Here is a 14,277-nt window from a genome sequence, read left to right on the forward strand (position 1 = left end):
AGAAAAAGCGAAAGGCCTACTTTGATCGGAAGCTGCCGCTTGCCAGCAGTGTTCAACGACGGCTGCTTTCTCCTGTCGAGCTTCCGATAGCAGACGGACCGCTTTCGGCCCTGAGCGTCTTAACGAATGAGTATCCAGCACCGTTCGTCCGGCAGCACCCTCCTGATCGGCCATTTGGGCCAAGCGCTTAATGGATGATCTGGATTTGACGATGATGACGATCGCGCGTCGGGTCGGCGTATCCAGAGCCACGCTCTATCGCCGGCTGAACGCCAAGAAGTAACTTCGCGGCGCTCAGCGTTCATATGCTTGCGAGTCGGTCATGAATGGAAGGATGCGGAACTCATCGAGCCCGCCCCTCCCCTCGCTTTAGGTATCAGCGCAGCGTGCTGGGCCGTTCCAATGCACAAGGCTCATCCCACTGTCCTTCCGGGCGGATCGTTCGAACAGGGTCGTTCCCGATGCGGACCGCATCCGAGAAGGGTTCGACGTCCTCTTCCATCTCGATCAGAGACCAGCTCGCCAGTTCGAAGGTCTCGCCTTCATTGCGGATTTTGAAGCCAAAGTGTAGCCAGAAGTCCAGAACGTCCTCGCTCGCATGGCCGTAGAGCTTGGTGTAGCCCTTCGCGCGGCACAGATCGACCGCGGCCCGGACGAGTTCGAATGCGATGCGTGACGTTCGAAACTCCTTTCGAACCGCAAGGCGCTCCATCTTGGCGAACTCACCGAAGAAGCGGATGCGGATGCAGCCGGCGGGTTCATGCTTCTTGCTGTAAAGCAGATGCGTCGCGGCGAAATCGTTGCCGTCGAACTGCTGGGCGTAGGCAAAAGCTTTCTCGCCCATGTAGACCGCTGCGCGAACCACAGCCATCTTGAGGAAGTCGTCCATCCCGTGAACGATCACCAGCCCGGTGCCGTCAGCATTGAGCCCTCGTTCATACCGACGCTTCTCATTGCGCCGATCGGAGCTGTTGGACTCGTTCGCGTTTTCAGAGGCAGCCATTTCTCTCTCCTGTGTGACAACACCGGAGAGGCATCGATCTCTTTCTCGACCATGCCCGCTGGCGAGCACGAATAAGCGTCCATGGTCCCACAAGGGGTCATCGAGGACGGTCCCTCATGGGACAGGCTTATGCAGTTCCCTGTTGGCAGCGCCACCCGTGCAGGATGTCCAGAGCTGCGCTGATGCAGACGTATGGACCGGACCCTGCTTGGAGGTCGGATCTGGCTCGCGAAAGTGCGGCGGTGAGTTCATCGCGGGTGAAGTGCGTATCAGGATCGATCGCCGGAGCTTCTGGAGCGATCTCGTTGATGGCGAACTCGATGTATGTCGCAGCTTCTGGCGAATGAGCGTGGGTCGATTGGACGAAGCTGGCTAGGTAAGACGCCAAGCTCACCCTTTCGAATAGGTCGGGAAATGGCTGTTTGTGCAAGCAGATGACAGACGTATACAACATGGTCAGTGACGGTCTGTCTTGGCGCCGCTTGCGCGTTCGATGACGGAGAGACGCAGTTTGATTTGAAGGAGGTCGTCCAAGCCGCAGCCGTCAGTCCTGGCACCGGCTTGCGGGTCTCGTCCCTGCCACTGTATGGCGAGCTCCACGAGGGAGAGGTCGATCAGCTTTGTTGCGAACGGTATGGAGAGCGAGCTTGCCAGCTCGCGACCACGAGCTAGGATTCGAGCCAGTTCCGTCAACTGGCGCTCCTCCTCGAACGTCACAGCGGGACGGTCTCGAATAAAGCGGCCACGAGAGTGGATCGTGGAGGAATCGCTGTTGTGAACAGATCCATCGTGTTCTCTTCGGTGATTGCCGAAATTTGATGGCTACACAGGCGCGCACGTTCGCGCTGCACCTAGTTCAGACACGGGGGCGTTCGGAATTTTGATACACCTTCCCCACAACGTCGATTGGGATGGGATCAAGGTTCTGATCGCCATCGCCGATCGTCAGAGTTTCCGTCAGGCCGCTCTCGATCTTGGTCGAAGCGTCAACACGTTGCGCGGGATCATCGATCGGCTCGAGGATCAGCTCGGGTTCGCCATTTTTCACCGCCATGCCGAGGGCATCCGGCTGACGTCTGAAGGTCGACGCATTCTTGGATCTGCGCGCCATGTGGCGCAGTCCATGTCGGACCTCATGCAAGTGGCCCAATCGGCGACGGACACGGCGAAGGGATCAGTCCGACTGGCCGTTACGGAAGGGATCGGCACCTTCTGGATCATTCCTCAACTGGTGGACTTTTTGTCGGGGCCTGGGCGCGACATCCAGGTCACGCTGCAATGCGCCTTGAGTGCGGTGGACGTTTTGCGCCTGGAAGCGGACATTTCCATTCAGACGAGGGAGCCGACGTCGTTGGACGTTGGGAAGCACCGTCTGGGATGGGTTCACATGACGCTGTTTGCCGGGCGCTCCTATGTGGAGCGGCATGGTCTTCCCAAGACCCTTGCAGACCTGGCGCACCACAAGATCATCGAGCAGGACATGGGCCTGTTCCCAGGCTATGGCCTCGACCAGGTGTTTTCACGGGAAGCTTCTGAGAAGATGGTGTCCCTTCGCACCAACTTTGCGAGCGCGCATTATTGGGCGGTCGCCAAGGGCGCTGGGATCGGGCTTTTGCCAAATTATGCTGTGGCGATCGGCGGTGATCTCGTGCCCATAGACATCGGCATGAGGATCTCGGTTGAGCTTTGGCTTGCTGTCCATCCGGAGTTGGTCAAAACGGAGCGTCACCAGACAGTTGTTGAGTGGCTGAACCAGTGCTTCTCGTCAGAGACGTACCCGTGGTTTGGTGAGCGGTTCATGGACCCTACGGAGATCCAAGTTTTCCTCAAAGGGTCCTCCCGCCTTCGAACCTACTTCACGGGGTTCACTCCAGTCGGTTCGGTAGAGGCGAGACGGCGTCTGGCCAACCAGGGAAACCCTTAGCGGGAGCCAGGTACCCGTTGGTATCCATGGATACCAACGGGTACCTTTCTGTAGCCTAGACTATGGTATCCTACCTTACGGTAGGCTATGGTACGATAGGATAGGATAGGATAGGATAGGATAGGATAGGATAGGATAGGATAGGATAGGATAGGATAACTTATGATACGGTAAGGTAAGTTATTTTTGAGTACGGTAAGATATGGTTAGATACCTTAACCAAGGCTGGGGTAAGGTACGGTACTCTAAGGTAGCAAAGGCTATCCACGGGTACGGCGGACTACCCGCAGCTAGTCACCAGTCAAACGCCACAACGTTGAGAAAACAGAGGCACCAATGCCGGTCATAACGTTCGCAAACTCCAAGGGTGGTTCAGGCAAGACGACATCGGCGCTGCTGCTGGCGTGCGAGTTGGCGACTGAGCGGCCAGTGACCATCATCGACGCAGATCCTCGTCGTCCCATCACAAAATGGGCGACTCTCCCTGGGAAGCCGGAACGGCTGACTGTGATTTCCAACGAGTCGGAGAAAACCATCCTCGAAGAGATCGAGGAGGCAAGCGCGGTGTCGACCTTTGTGATCGTGGACCTGGAGGGCACGGCATCGCGCCTCATGAGCTATGCGATCTCGCAGTCTGATTTGGTGATCGTCCCCATGAAGGAACAGACGCAGGACGCCACGGCCGCCGTAGACGTCGTGCGAGAAATCCATCGAGACATGAAAGCAGCTCGCCGGAAAATCCCGTACTCAATCCTTTTCACGCAGTCCAAGGTCGTAGCGAAATCACGCACGGCTCGGTTCGTCGCAAGCCAGTTTCGCGAGAACCCCGATTTTCACGTCTTTCAGACAGAAATCTTCGATCGAGATGCGTTCTCGGCGCTGTTCTCGGTGGGGGGGACCGTGAGGACGCTCAGCAAGGACACGGTGCGGACCACCGAGGAGGCCGTAAAAAACGTGCAGAGCTACACCCACGAGGTCGTCAAACGGTTGAAGGACGCCATGGGTATCAAAAACGCGGATGCAGCCTAATGAGTGAGAACGCCAACCAAGGTCGAAGGTCGCTGGATATGGACTTGGGCGCATTCGATCGTCCGGACGTGTCACCGGCCAAGGCTCCCAGCTCGTCGGATGAACAGCGGCGCCGCGTGAACCAGGTTTCGCAATTTCCCAGCCGTGAGCCGGACGCAAAGGGAGATCAGATCAACCTGAAACTCTCATCCGAGGAGAAGGCACGCTTCAAGCGCATGGCTAAGAAGGAGCGTTACAACCACGGTGAGTTTCTCACTGTCCTGATGGACGCTTACGAGAAGAGCCAGTCGTAGGGAGCTTGATGACGGCCGTGAGGAAAGCGATCGTCGGGGCCATCGTCGCTGTCGTTGGATCTGTGCCGGCGCTGGCTGATCCCAACATCGTATCGCGCATCGAGACATACCCTATCGAAGGCAGGGATGCCGACGAGTTGAGGATGGCAATCATCGAAGCTTCCCGCGCGCTGGGCAACGGCGCCCACGGGGCAGCTTCGGCGACGTTTAGGTTCACGCCGCAGCTCAGCTACCTTGAAGTGCGTGAAGGCTGTGTCCTGGATCGCGTCAGCGTACGCCTGGATGCAACTGTGACGCTTCCCGAGTGGGTTTCATCGAGGGGGGCTGACGAGGCGACTGTCGGGGCCTGGCGGCGCTTCGCGCGGTATGTGAAGGCACATGAAGCTCGGCACGAGGCGATCGCAGCCGAGTACCGGCAGATCATGGTGCAGGAGCTTGAGGCGATCGGCGCATCGAGCGACTGCCCGGCTTTGGGCCGGGAAATCGTTGCGGTGGTTGCCGATGTTGAGCGGATGCACGACCAGGCACAGGTCGCTTTCGACCGCGACGAGCGTGATCGATCTTCGCTACTCGGCCGGTGAAGGGGAGGGGAGGGGGGCTTCGGCCCCCTTCTTCACCTTCACCGGAGCGGGCTGTGGCAGTTTGCGCGTACCGCGATCGCCGAGAATGGGATGGTCCTCGAAACCGAAATCGATAGCGTGACGGTAGCGTGACAAGGGCCGTGCGGGTCTGATCGGCCCCGCAAGGCGAGCTCGGATGCCCCGGATCGAGGACGAAAAGCGGTAGCCATACCGCTCCATCGCCCAAAACAGGAGGATCCCAATGAAGAGGAGAAGGGCGGTCCAAACTCGCAGATGCAGGAACAGGAGCACCACAAAGAAGATCAGCCTCGCGTCGAAGATCGCAAGGCGTGGGTTCTTCATCGTGTAACGCCATTCGATCGGCTTTCCGAACAGGCCGTCGTCCTTCTCCATGCTCAGAACCGCCGGACGTTTTCGGTGAAGAGGACGCCGATCAGCTTGCCGGAGTTGAGGCGGACGATGGGTCCGCGCGGTCCCATGTCTTCGATCTCGTTGGCGAGCTGGTCGCCGACTTCGCCAGCACCGGCGTAGAGCCCTTCCTCAAGCCGTGGCTTCGGCCGTCCGATCCCGGCGCCGGTCAGACCGAGAGGAACGATCGTCTGCTCAGTTTGCGAAAGGGTTCGTCCGATCCCGCTGAGGAAGGCGCCAGCGAGCTTTGGAGCATATCGCTGGAGAAGGCGGGCATCGTATTCGGACTTGACCGCCAGCGTGCCCTTGGCGGCGTCGATGGCATAAGCCTCGGCGTCGAGGTTCGTGCCGTCGGGCAGAATGACGCGATCGAACTGAACCACCATGGCCGTCGTTTCGCGGTTCTCTTGGAACGAACCGAGCAAGCGAGAGCCCTTGAGGGGGCCGCGCATGACCTTCGCGACGACGGGACCGGGTGTATCGGTGTCGGACCCGTTGACGATCACGGCATAGGTGATGGAGCCGGCGGTGGCGTAGTAGTCGCCGTTGAAGACCTGTGTGCCCGAACCGTAGTGCTGCCCGGTGTTGACCTGGAGGCGAGGCTCGTCCTCGCTTGGCGCAACCGAAAGGTACGGCAGGGACGTGCCGAGGTCGGCCTGATAGCTCGTGTCCTGGGGAATGGTCTCAACCGGCGAGGCATTGGGCCTCCGCGACGCCTGACGCTCGCGCCGCTGGCGCTGGCGCTGGCGCTGGCGCTGGCGCTGGGGCTGCTCGCGAAGGGTTTCCCGATCGCGGCTGTCAACGTAGTCGCCGACCTCGAGCTGGTCGCCGCGCGTGGAGGCGCTGCTAGGTGAGACGCTTTGTGGCGATCCCGGTGCGCGAACCTGAACGCCGGTGGGACGGCCCTTCGGGTCTTCGTAGAGTTCCTGGTCGATGACGACGGTCTTGACGGACTTGCCGGCCTGCCAAGAGCCGGAGAGCCCGGTGCCCTGTGTACCCATGCGCTTAGCCATGGCGTCGATGCTGGCCCAATCCGTTTGCGGCGGGGGAGGCGCTTGGGTAGGTGCTGCGGCTACGAGCCGGTCGCGATAGACGATCTTCTCCTTCTCCACGACGACGCGCTGGTTTGCCGGGGGTAGCTTTGGCGCGACAACCGGTATCGGCTCCTTGGGAGGATCGATCGGACGGGTCGGTTCGTCGGGTGTAGCAAGGAAGCTCTGGCCAGTCGTCAGCGCTGCTTGCTGGGAGCCCTGCTGGTTGGAGTTCGCAAGCGACTGGCGGTAGTTCTCCGAGTTGGCGAGCTGCTGTCCAGCGGGCGTCGTGTCGATGTTCTGCGGCACGGCAACCATGCGGGAAGACGCCTCGTCGCCTCCACGGGAGAAAACCACGTAGACGGCGCCGGCTAGAAGAGCGGCCATGCCGACACCGGCAACGACCGGCGCCTTGCTGCGGCGCGGTTTAGCACGATTGATCGTGCTGGAGGTGGTGTTGCCGGGCTTCGGATCCGGGTTCACGACCTTCGCGTCTTCGCCGGCTGCGTCTTCGCCGTCGATCCGGGCGTTCTCGTCGCTCATTGGGTGATCCTGACCTTTGTGACTTGGCCGTTGCGGGAGATCAGCGCGACGGGGGCGGGGCGAAGACGATAGGCTTTGATGCCACCCGGCCCTGCGAGGGTCGCGGACCACGACGGAGCCATGAGGGTCTGGTTGGTTCGGATGTAGAGGTTGCCGTTGAAGTGCCACGCGGCGACGTCGCTGTCGTCGGTGGACAGCTTGCGAGCGGTCTTGGGAATATCCGAGCCTTGAACGAAGGCCATCATCAGCTCGTCCGAAGCGGTTTGCTTGGGCTCGCGCGTCTGGACGGCTGGAATGATGGCGTTCGGGCCGCGGCCACCAACGGACAGATCGAGACGGTAGTGCGAACGCGCCTCGTTCGTCTCAAGGTCGATGACGAGAGGCTGATCTTCCTGCACGAGTGAAACAGCGAGGTTGGAGTAGCCGTGGGCGACCAGCGGCGCGACCGCGAGCTGGTTGGAGCCCTCCTGCATCGCGTAGACCTGGAAGGCGTCTTCGCGGCCGACGACGAAGCTGGCGATCGGCCAGGGCGCCCCGGTCTGGTCGAAGAAGGAGACGATCGACACTGTGCCGGGTGAGGTTTCAAGCTGCGGGGTCGGGCCGCGCGTGTCGAGGGAGACGCGAAGGGATTGCGTTAGCGCTTCAGGGCGAACGCCGTTGGGCGGAGCCGCTGCGGCCCGCTGGCTCTCGTTGAGCCGACGACGGTAGTCGCGGATCATGTCGGGGTTCAGCGGGAACTGCTCGCGGAGCGACTGGCCGTAGGCTGTGATCTCTTCCGGCGACAAGGGTCGATCGAGGTCATTGAGGCTGTTCAAGAGGCGGCGCGACTGCGGAGCGGAGGTCTGGCCTTGCGGCAGGGTCATTTCCTGCTGCGAGGACTGCGCTCTGGTGTTGGGCGGAGCCGCTGCACCCTCATCTGCGACGGCCCCATCATCCGTTTCATCACCAGCTTCCTGGTTTTGAAGCACAGGCTCCATCATCACGGGCGACGACGATTGTGCGAATGCGGCCGTCGCCATGAACGTTGCGAAAAGCGTGGGGATCACGGTCGTGCGCGCCATGCTAACCGCCTGCTGCTGCATTGAACTGCGAAATGGCGATGCCATAGGGCGTCTCGTAGGTTGGAAGGCGGGTCAAGCGAACCGTGACCATGTTGGACTGGCCCGAGACTTCGGATGCGGACTGGTAGGTGATGCGGATCGGCATCTGGACGATCCACTCGTACGAACCGCTGGCATTTGTACCTTGCCTGACGATAACGGGCGTTTGGGGCACCGTCGCAAACGAGTTGAAGCGACCGTTCCGAACGAGGTCGAGGGCCTTGGATTTAGAGACAGCATCCACGAACGAGTTCCAGCCGTCAGGTTGGCTGAAGAACTGCTGCGACTCCTGAAACTGAGCGCGGTAGTTGTCGAACGAGTAGGTCAGCGAGTTCGAAACGGCCCTAACCGCGAAGTTGAGGACGTCAGCCGAGGACATATGAGGTCGATCGAGCGGCGTCAGCGGCTGGATCTGGCCGTTGCTCGTGGTCGCGAAGTAGCGTGGCTCCGGGCGCGTCAGGGCGAGGTAGACGGCGGAGCCAACACCAACGCAGGCGACGCCAGTCGCGACGGCGGCGTAGATCGCCATGATCTTGTAGGCAGACTTGTAGGTGCTGGCCCGCATCAGGACGGACTCAGCATTTCCGTAATTGGTGGCGCTCATTGCTGTGATGCCTGGGCCGCGACCTGTGCCGTCCCGCGCGCCGGGTGGGCGGATTTCAGCATGGCGTCCTTAACCTCGCCGAACTCGACCTTACCGCCCTCGGCGGTGGTGTAGATCCAGAACGGCACGCCCTGGACGCCGTTGGCGCGGATCCATTCGACGTTGCGCTGCAAGCCGCGAACGATCTCCGGACTGATGTCTGTTGGCGCCAGCACCTTCAGGCTGCTGGGCGTCGAGGTGGTTTTCGAGAGCTCGTGACTCATGAAGTCGGCGGCGGGGGTCTTGCTCTGGAGCATCGATGCCGCCTCGTACACCGCCTGTTGGCTGCGGATCGGCGCAAGGATGACGCGAAGGTCGATGTCGCCCGCCTGAACCTTCTGTGCCAGCGTGTCGACGGCGACGGCACAATGCGGACAGGTCGGATCGGCGACGAAGTAGATCGCGGGGGCCCCTGGCTTTGGCGTGCCTGCGCTGAACCAGACGCTGAAGTCGGTAGCCTGCTGGAACAGCTCGTCGAACGTTTGTGCCCTAGCCATCGTCAGAGGGGGCGGGGTCGCTCCCGCAGAGGTCGGAGCCGCCTGAGCAACCGGGGAGGTCGCTGGCGCGACCGGTGCTGCCTCCAAGACGACTGGTGGTACGACGGGGACAGGTGAAAGGGCGGCTTGCGGCAAGGAAAGCGCAGCCTGCTGCGATGTCGTGGGCGGCGCCACGCTGCTCTGCAAGGGAGGCAGGTTAGGGGCGGCTGAGGCCGCAAGGCCGGAAATGGCGAGAAGGGCACTCGACAGGTCCTGTCCGCCTGGACCGATCACGTCGCCGATGACCGTGAAGCCTTCGGTGGTCGTCACCGCAATGCGTTGCGAGCTCCCGTCCGTGACCACCCACGACTGCATCGAGCCCAAGGGGATCGCTGGGCGAACATTTTGGTATCGCTTCAAATTTTCTGGAATGGAGGAAGCCGGTCCATAGCCGTCTTGCGCCAGCGCGAAGGGTGTAGCTGCCACGCTACACGCGAGGGCCAGGAGTAACCGTACCATTCGGAGAATGCCCCATGCACGAGGAGATGTGTTAACGATTATTCGGGTGCCTGGCAGGGCGCGTGCATAGCCGATAACTGACGTCTACACCAAAAATATAACGCATTGCAATCGGGGCATTTAATGGAAGTTCAAAGCGTTTCGCGCTGGGATGCAACTCCCATTAAGAGTAAAAACAAATTTAAGGTTGCAATCGCAATTTCTGTCTGCGCAATCGCCTTCTTGATTGCAACGAATGCGTATCTCATATCCACTTTGAATTACGATAAACAGACAAACAATACTTTAGATTTTGCAAATAGTTCTGAAGATGAAAGGTCTTCCCTCAGCCGATCTGTGCCGGAATCAGATGCGAAATTAGTCGAAAATGTGGCACAGCTCGTCATACGCGTTAAGGCTTTAGAGAGCGACAACCAGCGTTTGAGTGCGGAATTAAACAATCTTGTAGATCACGACGGCGTGATCGAACGCTTGGTTACGCACATTCGCGCGCTCCATGCTCAGAGCGAGGCAACCCGCCGGGACGTCGTGGACGCCATGGTAGGCCCGTTGCCCGGCAGCGATCCCGCTTTTGATATGCCAGGGAGCGATCCCGCACTTCCAGTGGAAGCGACGGACCCTCCCTTCTTGAGCAAGGCTAAGCACACGATCGTCACGCCTGTGGCGGCGAAGGTCGAGGTCCAGAAAGAAGCTGTGCCCAAACCCCGAGGCAAAGCCAAGCCGGTCGTACTCGAGGCAGACGAAGGCGCGACGAACTAATGCAGGGTTTCGCCGCTTTCATTCAGCGCGTCAGCGATCTCGTCCCGCCTCTTCAGGCGTTGGCGGTGGCGTTCTGTTTCATCGCCGGCACCATCTTCCTGATCCGCGGCATCCTCGTCGCTGCGCAGCACGGTGACACACCGAGCCGCTACGCTTCTGGAGCCCACTCCAAAAACGCCGTGATCGCCCATCTGGTGATCGGCGCATTCCTTCTGGCGCTTCCTTCGGTCGTCGGCGCCTCGCTGGAGACGCTGTTCATGACCTCCACGGCCGCACAGCCGACGGAGATCTTCGCTTACGCGCCTGAAGCCATGCAGACGATGACGAACGAGAACGCTCGGACCATCGTCATCGCGCTTCTGCGCATCGTCCAAATCATCGGCCTGATCGGATTGATCCGGGGCCTTTTTCTTCTCAACGCAGCGCCGGTTCACCCAGGCTCCGGTCTCGTTGGCAAGGGCATCACGCATGTCATCGGTGGCACGCTCGCCATCAACATCGTGGTGTTCGTCGGAATGATCGAAAGCCTGGTCGTAGGGTAAGGGTCTCATGAAGAAGCTTCACGTTCTCGCCGCCAGCGTCGCCATGATCGCGTTCGCTGGCACCGCCAACGCACAGGAAGCCGGTTTCGGCGGCACGATGCAGACCGTTCGCACGGGCTTCCTCGGCCCAATGGGTGATCTGCTCTTGGCAATCGCCTTCATCGCGGGTGTCATCAGCGCGATCGTCGCCATCACCGTTCTCTGGAAGAACAGCCGCAACAACCACGATCCCAACGCTTCGCCGATCGCGGCGTTCAAGTGGGGCGCAGCCGCTGCGGCCCTTCTCGCTCTGCCGGTCTTCATGGGCCTGTCGGTCGACACGTTCTTCGGTGACGGCGGCACGCGCTCGGCGATCGACGGCACTCTCCGCGCGGTCGAGTAGTCCCCTTGTCGCTGCTTGAAGGGTTCGCAGGCTTCCTGAGCCGTTCGGTCTTCCGCAAGTCGCTGGACGGCTACTGCCGTCTGGTGTCGACCGAGAACGAAACGACGTTCGTCTCCGACGACGGAAGCCTTGCGAGCCTCTTCGAGCTCGACGGGTTCAGGTCTTTGCCTGGGCCGCTGGAGATCTCCGAGTCCGTCGAACGGCTTCGGGTCGCGCTGAGTGCTTATCTCGCGCGGCCCGGTCATTCGATCGAGTTCTTTTTCGCGCAATCGCCTGAACTCGGGCACGAAGAGATTGCGAGGGCGATCCGCCAAACCCGGCGGAACGCACAGGACACAGGCCTCGATCTCGAGGATATTCTGGAGGAGCGCCTTGCGCTGCTCCCGCTACGGCTCTCCGGCGAGCGCTGCTACCTGACGCTCTGGTCGCGTCCCTCCCTGATGACACGCACCGAGAATAAGGAAGCCGGCGCTGCCGTCTCCAAACGCCTTCAGGGCTCACCCTCGACCCGGGAGGGGCAGTTTCCCAGCCTTGCCCTGGACAGCCTTCTGACGCGCCACATGAGTGTCTGTGACGCTCTGGTGCGAGAGTTTTCGACCCAAGGGATCGTGCTGGCGCCTTTGACGTCGCATGAAGCTCTTTCCGTCATGCGCGGGGTGCAGAACCCTGCATTTCTACCCAACGGAAAGACGTGGAAGGGAACGCTTCCCGGCGACTACGTGCGCGCTCGGCTTCCTTCCAACGAACGTGAACTGACCAAGGGCGACATCTCCAACATCGTCTGGCCGATCATTGCTCGCCAGGTGATGACCGAACATGGCGAGGTCCTCGATCAATCGACGGTGCGCCTCGGCGACTACGTGTTCTCTGGCTTTGACATCGTGGTCGGCCCAGAGGTCGTGGTCGAGTTCAACCAGCTCATCCGCAGCGTTCTCGAAGGCGAGGAGCGCACGTCCTGGCGCTGCTCGATGGTCGTGGATGCCGGCGGCTTTCAGGGCCAAGTCTTCAAGCAGCAATACGTCAACCTCTTCGCGTGGACGGCGCCGATCTCGAACATGCGGATCAAGAACGCCTTCGAGCGCCTTCGCCGCATCGATGGCGCGGGCGATACGGTGGTGCGCTGGCGCGTCTCCTTTGCCGTCTGGTGCGACAAGGGCGACGAGACGAAGCTTCGTCGCCATGTGGCGATGCTGAGGCGCACGGTGGAGCGCTGGGGCAACTGCCAGACGGATGCGCTAACCGGCGATCCCATGGAATGCGTCATGTCCTCGGCCGTCGGCATTTCGGCCGCCTCCACGGCGCCGGCTGCCTCGGCATCTTTCGCGGAGGCGCTTGCCATGGCTCCGATCGCCCGACCCGCGAGCCCGTGGTCACGCGGCGCGGTCCTGCTTCGCACAAAGGACGGCAAGCTCTGGCCCTACCAGCCGGGCTCGGCCCAACAGCTTTCATGGGTCGATGTCATCGTCGGCACGCCGGGATCGGGCAAGTCGGTTCTCCTGAACACGATCAATCTCGCGGTCGCGCTGAGCCGCCAGTCAGGTCGATCCGACGACAACAACGGTCTCTTGCCGCGCATCTCGATCATCGACATCGGCCCGTCGAGCTCGGGCTTGATCCTCATGATCCGCGATGCCCTGCCGGTGGAGCGGCGGCACGAGGCGGTCTATCACCGCCTTAAGATGGACGGATCGAACGCGCTCAACCCGTTCGATACGCAGCTTTGCCTTCGCTTCCCGCTCGCCCATGAGCGCGCCTTCCTCGTCAACCTCATCTCCCTGATCTGCACGCCCGACGGCGAGGAGAAGGCGTATGACGGCATGGCGCAGGTCGCGGCGGCCGCGATCGACGCGGCCTACCTGCATTTCTCCGACGAAGGGGCCAAGAAGTTCGGCTGGACCGAAAGCCACGAGGTCGACGCGGCTCTGAAGGCGCTTTCCTTTGAAAGCGACAAGCAGACGACGTGGTGGGAGGTCTGCGACTTCCTGGCCGCGAAGGGGAAGCTACATCCGGCTGCGCTGGCGCAGCGCCTTGCGGTGCCGACGCTCTCCGATCTCGTCCTCATGGCGAACGAAGAGACCGTCGCGGAACAGTTCCGCGATATGCGGACCCCGACCGGAGAGACCGTCATGCGCTCTTTCCAGCGCATGGTGACATCGGCAGCGCGTGACTTCCCGATCCTGGCACAGCCCACGCGCTTCGATCTTTCGAACGCGCGCATCATCTCGCTGGATCTGGCGGACGTCGTGACGACTTCCGGGCCGCAGGCCAAGCGTCAGGCCGCCATCATGTATATGGTCGCGCGTCAGGCCACGACCGCCGACTTCTGGCTCGATGCCGACGAGATCCGCGGCAAGACGCTGCACGGCGACTTTGCCGAAGGCGCCCGTGCGCTGCATCTTCGCCGCGTGGAGAACAACCGCCAGATGGCGAAGATGCTGTCGGTGGACGAGTACCATCTGACTGGCGGGCTCGGCATTCGCGATCAGATCGTTCAGGACACGCGCGTCGGCCGTAAGAACGGCGTCCAGATCATACTGGCCTCGCAGCTTCTGGAGGACTTCGACTCGGCCATTCAGGAACTGGCCTCGACGTTCTGGTTCTGCAACGTCCCGACCGAGAAGAGCCGCGACCGGATCTGCCGGGACTACAATCTCGGTCCCTCGATCAAGGATGTCATGCGCGGCTTGACCGGCCCGAGGGGCGACGGCGCCCCGGTCCTGGCAATGATGAAGCTGCGCAGCGGCACCTATGTTCAAGAGCTGGTGAACCAGCCTGGGCCGAACGAACTGTGGGCGCTGTCCACCACGGCCGAGGACGCGGCGCTGCGTCGGATGCTCTACGAGCGTCTCGGCTCCAAGCCGGCGCGGGCGATCCTTGCCAAGCGTTTCCCCAGCGGCTCGGCGCGGGGAACGCTGGAGCGCCGCCTTTCCGATCTGGAAGACCAGGGCACGGCGATCGATAATCGCGCGCGCGAGAACGTCGTCCAGCAGCTTGCAGATGATTTGGTGCGTGAGGTTTCGCGATGAAGGTTCGGGGGATCGCAG

16 protein-coding genes and 1 pseudogene are annotated in these 14,277 nt (G+C 61.3%); 10 read left to right on the forward strand and 7 right to left on the reverse strand.

The window, feature by feature from the left end; genetic code table 11:
• Window positions 1-214: 214 nt before the first annotated feature.
• Window positions 215-283, forward strand: coding sequence for a helix-turn-helix domain-containing protein (locus GGR04_RS24610; RefSeq protein WP_376769879.1), 69 nt, complete (start codon window positions 215-217; stop codon window positions 281-283).
• Window positions 284-376: 93 nt separating this feature from the next.
• Here GGR04_RS24610 and GGR04_RS19510 read toward each other — a convergent pair whose 3' ends face one another.
• Together GGR04_RS19510 and GGR04_RS19515 are read right to left on the reverse strand one after the other, a co-directional pair.
• On the reverse strand, window positions 377-1,003 hold the full coding sequence (locus GGR04_RS19510) for a GNAT family N-acetyltransferase (protein ID WP_183201650.1): 627 nt from the start codon (window positions 1,001-1,003) through the stop codon (window positions 377-379).
• Window positions 1,004-1,459: 456 nt separating this feature from the next.
• Window positions 1,460-1,696 carry a hypothetical protein gene (locus GGR04_RS19515; RefSeq protein ID WP_210291889.1) on the reverse strand — a complete coding sequence of 79 codons (237 nt, stop codon included), beginning with the start codon at window positions 1,694-1,696 and terminating at the stop codon, window positions 1,460-1,462.
• 187 nt (window positions 1,697-1,883) lie between these two features.
• Here GGR04_RS19515 and GGR04_RS24615 point away from each other — a divergent pair.
• The 5 genes and pseudogenes from GGR04_RS24615 to GGR04_RS19535 all read left to right on the forward strand — a co-directional run.
• Window positions 1,884-2,030 (forward strand): annotated as a pseudogene (locus GGR04_RS24615) (helix-turn-helix domain-containing protein); the annotation flags it as partial.
• A 96-nt stretch (window positions 2,031-2,126) separates the two neighbouring features.
• Window positions 2,127-2,927 carry a LysR substrate-binding domain-containing protein gene (locus tag GGR04_RS19520; protein WP_246393416.1) on the forward strand — a complete coding sequence of 267 codons (801 nt, stop codon included), beginning with the start codon at window positions 2,127-2,129 and terminating at the stop codon, window positions 2,925-2,927.
• Between the two features lie 336 nt (window positions 2,928-3,263).
• On the forward strand, window positions 3,264-3,956 hold the full coding sequence (locus tag GGR04_RS19525) for a ParA family protein (RefSeq protein WP_183201657.1): 693 nt from the start codon (window positions 3,264-3,266) through the stop codon (window positions 3,954-3,956).
• On the forward strand, window positions 3,956-4,249 hold the full coding sequence (locus tag GGR04_RS19530; RefSeq protein WP_183201659.1) for a hypothetical protein: 294 nt from the start codon (window positions 3,956-3,958) through the stop codon (window positions 4,247-4,249). The genes GGR04_RS19525 and GGR04_RS19530 overlap by 1 nt, the downstream gene beginning before the upstream one ends.
• A gap of 8 nt (window positions 4,250-4,257) precedes the next feature.
• On the forward strand, window positions 4,258-4,830 hold the full coding sequence (locus GGR04_RS19535; RefSeq protein ID WP_210291890.1) for a DUF922 domain-containing protein: 573 nt from the start codon (window positions 4,258-4,260) through the stop codon (window positions 4,828-4,830).
• Here the strand turns inward: GGR04_RS19535 and icmT are convergent.
• The 5 genes from icmT to GGR04_RS24470 are packed head-to-tail and all read right to left on the reverse strand — an operon-like array spanning window position 4,816 to window position 9,361.
• On the reverse strand, window positions 4,816-5,223 hold the full coding sequence (icmT, locus tag GGR04_RS19540; protein ID WP_183201663.1) for an IcmT/TraK family protein: 408 nt from the start codon (window positions 5,221-5,223) through the stop codon (window positions 4,816-4,818). The two genes, GGR04_RS19535 and icmT, sit on opposite strands and share 15 nt — an antisense overlap.
• A 2-nt stretch (window positions 5,224-5,225) precedes the next feature.
• Entirely contained in the window at window positions 5,226-6,812 is a 1,587-nt protein-coding gene (locus GGR04_RS19545) for a DotG/IcmE/VirB10 family type IV secretion system protein (RefSeq protein ID WP_183201665.1), read from the reverse strand.
• Window positions 6,809-7,873, reverse strand: a complete 1,065-nt coding sequence (locus tag GGR04_RS19550) for a DotH/IcmK family type IV secretion protein (RefSeq protein ID WP_210291891.1) — start codon at window positions 7,871-7,873, stop codon at window positions 6,809-6,811. The genes GGR04_RS19545 and GGR04_RS19550 overlap by 4 nt, the downstream gene beginning before the upstream one ends.
• Before the next feature lies 1 nt (window position 7,874).
• Window positions 7,875-8,516: a type IVB secretion system apparatus protein IcmL/DotI gene (locus tag GGR04_RS19555; protein WP_183201667.1), complete on the reverse strand. Its 642-nt coding sequence runs from the start codon at window positions 8,514-8,516 to the stop codon at window positions 7,875-7,877.
• On the reverse strand, window positions 8,513-9,361 hold the full coding sequence (locus GGR04_RS24470; RefSeq protein WP_183201669.1) for a thioredoxin fold domain-containing protein: 849 nt from the start codon (window positions 9,359-9,361) through the stop codon (window positions 8,513-8,515). The genes GGR04_RS19555 and GGR04_RS24470 overlap by 4 nt, the downstream gene beginning before the upstream one ends.
• Before the next feature lie 312 nt (window positions 9,362-9,673).
• Between GGR04_RS24470 and GGR04_RS19565 the strand changes: the two genes are divergently transcribed.
• Genes GGR04_RS19565 through GGR04_RS19580 form a run of 4 tightly spaced genes read left to right on the forward strand, consistent with a single transcriptional unit; the run spans window position 9,674 to window position 14,259 of the window.
• Window positions 9,674-10,309 carry a hypothetical protein gene (locus GGR04_RS19565; protein ID WP_183201671.1) on the forward strand — a complete coding sequence of 212 codons (636 nt, stop codon included), beginning with the start codon at window positions 9,674-9,676 and terminating at the stop codon, window positions 10,307-10,309.
• Entirely contained in the window at window positions 10,309-10,851 is a 543-nt protein-coding gene (locus GGR04_RS19570; protein ID WP_183201672.1) for a hypothetical protein, read from the forward strand. The genes GGR04_RS19565 and GGR04_RS19570 overlap by 1 nt, the downstream gene beginning before the upstream one ends.
• A gap of 7 nt (window positions 10,852-10,858) precedes the next feature.
• A complete protein-coding gene (locus GGR04_RS19575; protein WP_183201674.1) occupies window positions 10,859-11,233 on the forward strand; it encodes a hypothetical protein in 375 nt (124 codons plus the stop codon).
• Window positions 11,234-11,238: 5 nt separating this feature from the next.
• Window positions 11,239-14,259, forward strand: a complete 3,021-nt coding sequence (locus tag GGR04_RS19580) for a putative type IV secretion/conjugal transfer ATPase (protein ID WP_183201676.1) — start codon at window positions 11,239-11,241, stop codon at window positions 14,257-14,259.
• Window positions 14,260-14,277 lie beyond the last annotated feature (18 nt).

Source organism: Aureimonas pseudogalii (genome assembly GCF_014196835.1).
Lineage (GTDB): Bacteria > Pseudomonadota > Alphaproteobacteria > Rhizobiales > Rhizobiaceae > Aureimonas > Aureimonas pseudogalii.

Excerpts from the sequence above, each read along its gene's own strand:
- GGR04_RS19510 (WP_183201650.1), bottom strand. The coding sequence starts at position 1,003 with ATGGCTGCCTCTGAAAACGCGAACGAGTCCAACAGCTCCGATCGGCGC.
- GGR04_RS19520 (WP_246393416.1), top strand. The coding sequence starts at position 2,127 with ATGTCGGACCTCATGCAAGTGGCCCAATCGGCGACGGACACGGCGAAG.
- GGR04_RS19525 (WP_183201657.1), top strand. The coding sequence starts at position 3,264 with ATGCCGGTCATAACGTTCGCAAACTCCAAGGGTGGTTCAGGCAAGACG.
- GGR04_RS19530 (WP_183201659.1), top strand. The coding sequence starts at position 3,956 with ATGAGTGAGAACGCCAACCAAGGTCGAAGGTCGCTGGATATGGACTTG.
- GGR04_RS19535 (WP_210291890.1), top strand. The coding sequence starts at position 4,258 with ATGACGGCCGTGAGGAAAGCGATCGTCGGGGCCATCGTCGCTGTCGTT.
- icmT (WP_183201663.1), bottom strand. The coding sequence starts at position 5,223 with ATGGAGAAGGACGACGGCCTGTTCGGAAAGCCGATCGAATGGCGTTAC.
- GGR04_RS19545 (WP_183201665.1), bottom strand. The coding sequence starts at position 6,812 with ATGAGCGACGAGAACGCCCGGATCGACGGCGAAGACGCAGCCGGCGAA.
- GGR04_RS19550 (WP_210291891.1), bottom strand. The coding sequence starts at position 7,873 with ATGGCGCGCACGACCGTGATCCCCACGCTTTTCGCAACGTTCATGGCG.
- GGR04_RS19555 (WP_183201667.1), bottom strand. The coding sequence starts at position 8,516 with ATGAGCGCCACCAATTACGGAAATGCTGAGTCCGTCCTGATGCGGGCC.
- GGR04_RS19565 (WP_183201671.1), top strand. The coding sequence starts at position 9,674 with ATGGAAGTTCAAAGCGTTTCGCGCTGGGATGCAACTCCCATTAAGAGT.
- GGR04_RS19570 (WP_183201672.1), top strand. The coding sequence starts at position 10,309 with ATGCAGGGTTTCGCCGCTTTCATTCAGCGCGTCAGCGATCTCGTCCCG.
- GGR04_RS19575 (WP_183201674.1), top strand. The coding sequence starts at position 10,859 with ATGAAGAAGCTTCACGTTCTCGCCGCCAGCGTCGCCATGATCGCGTTC.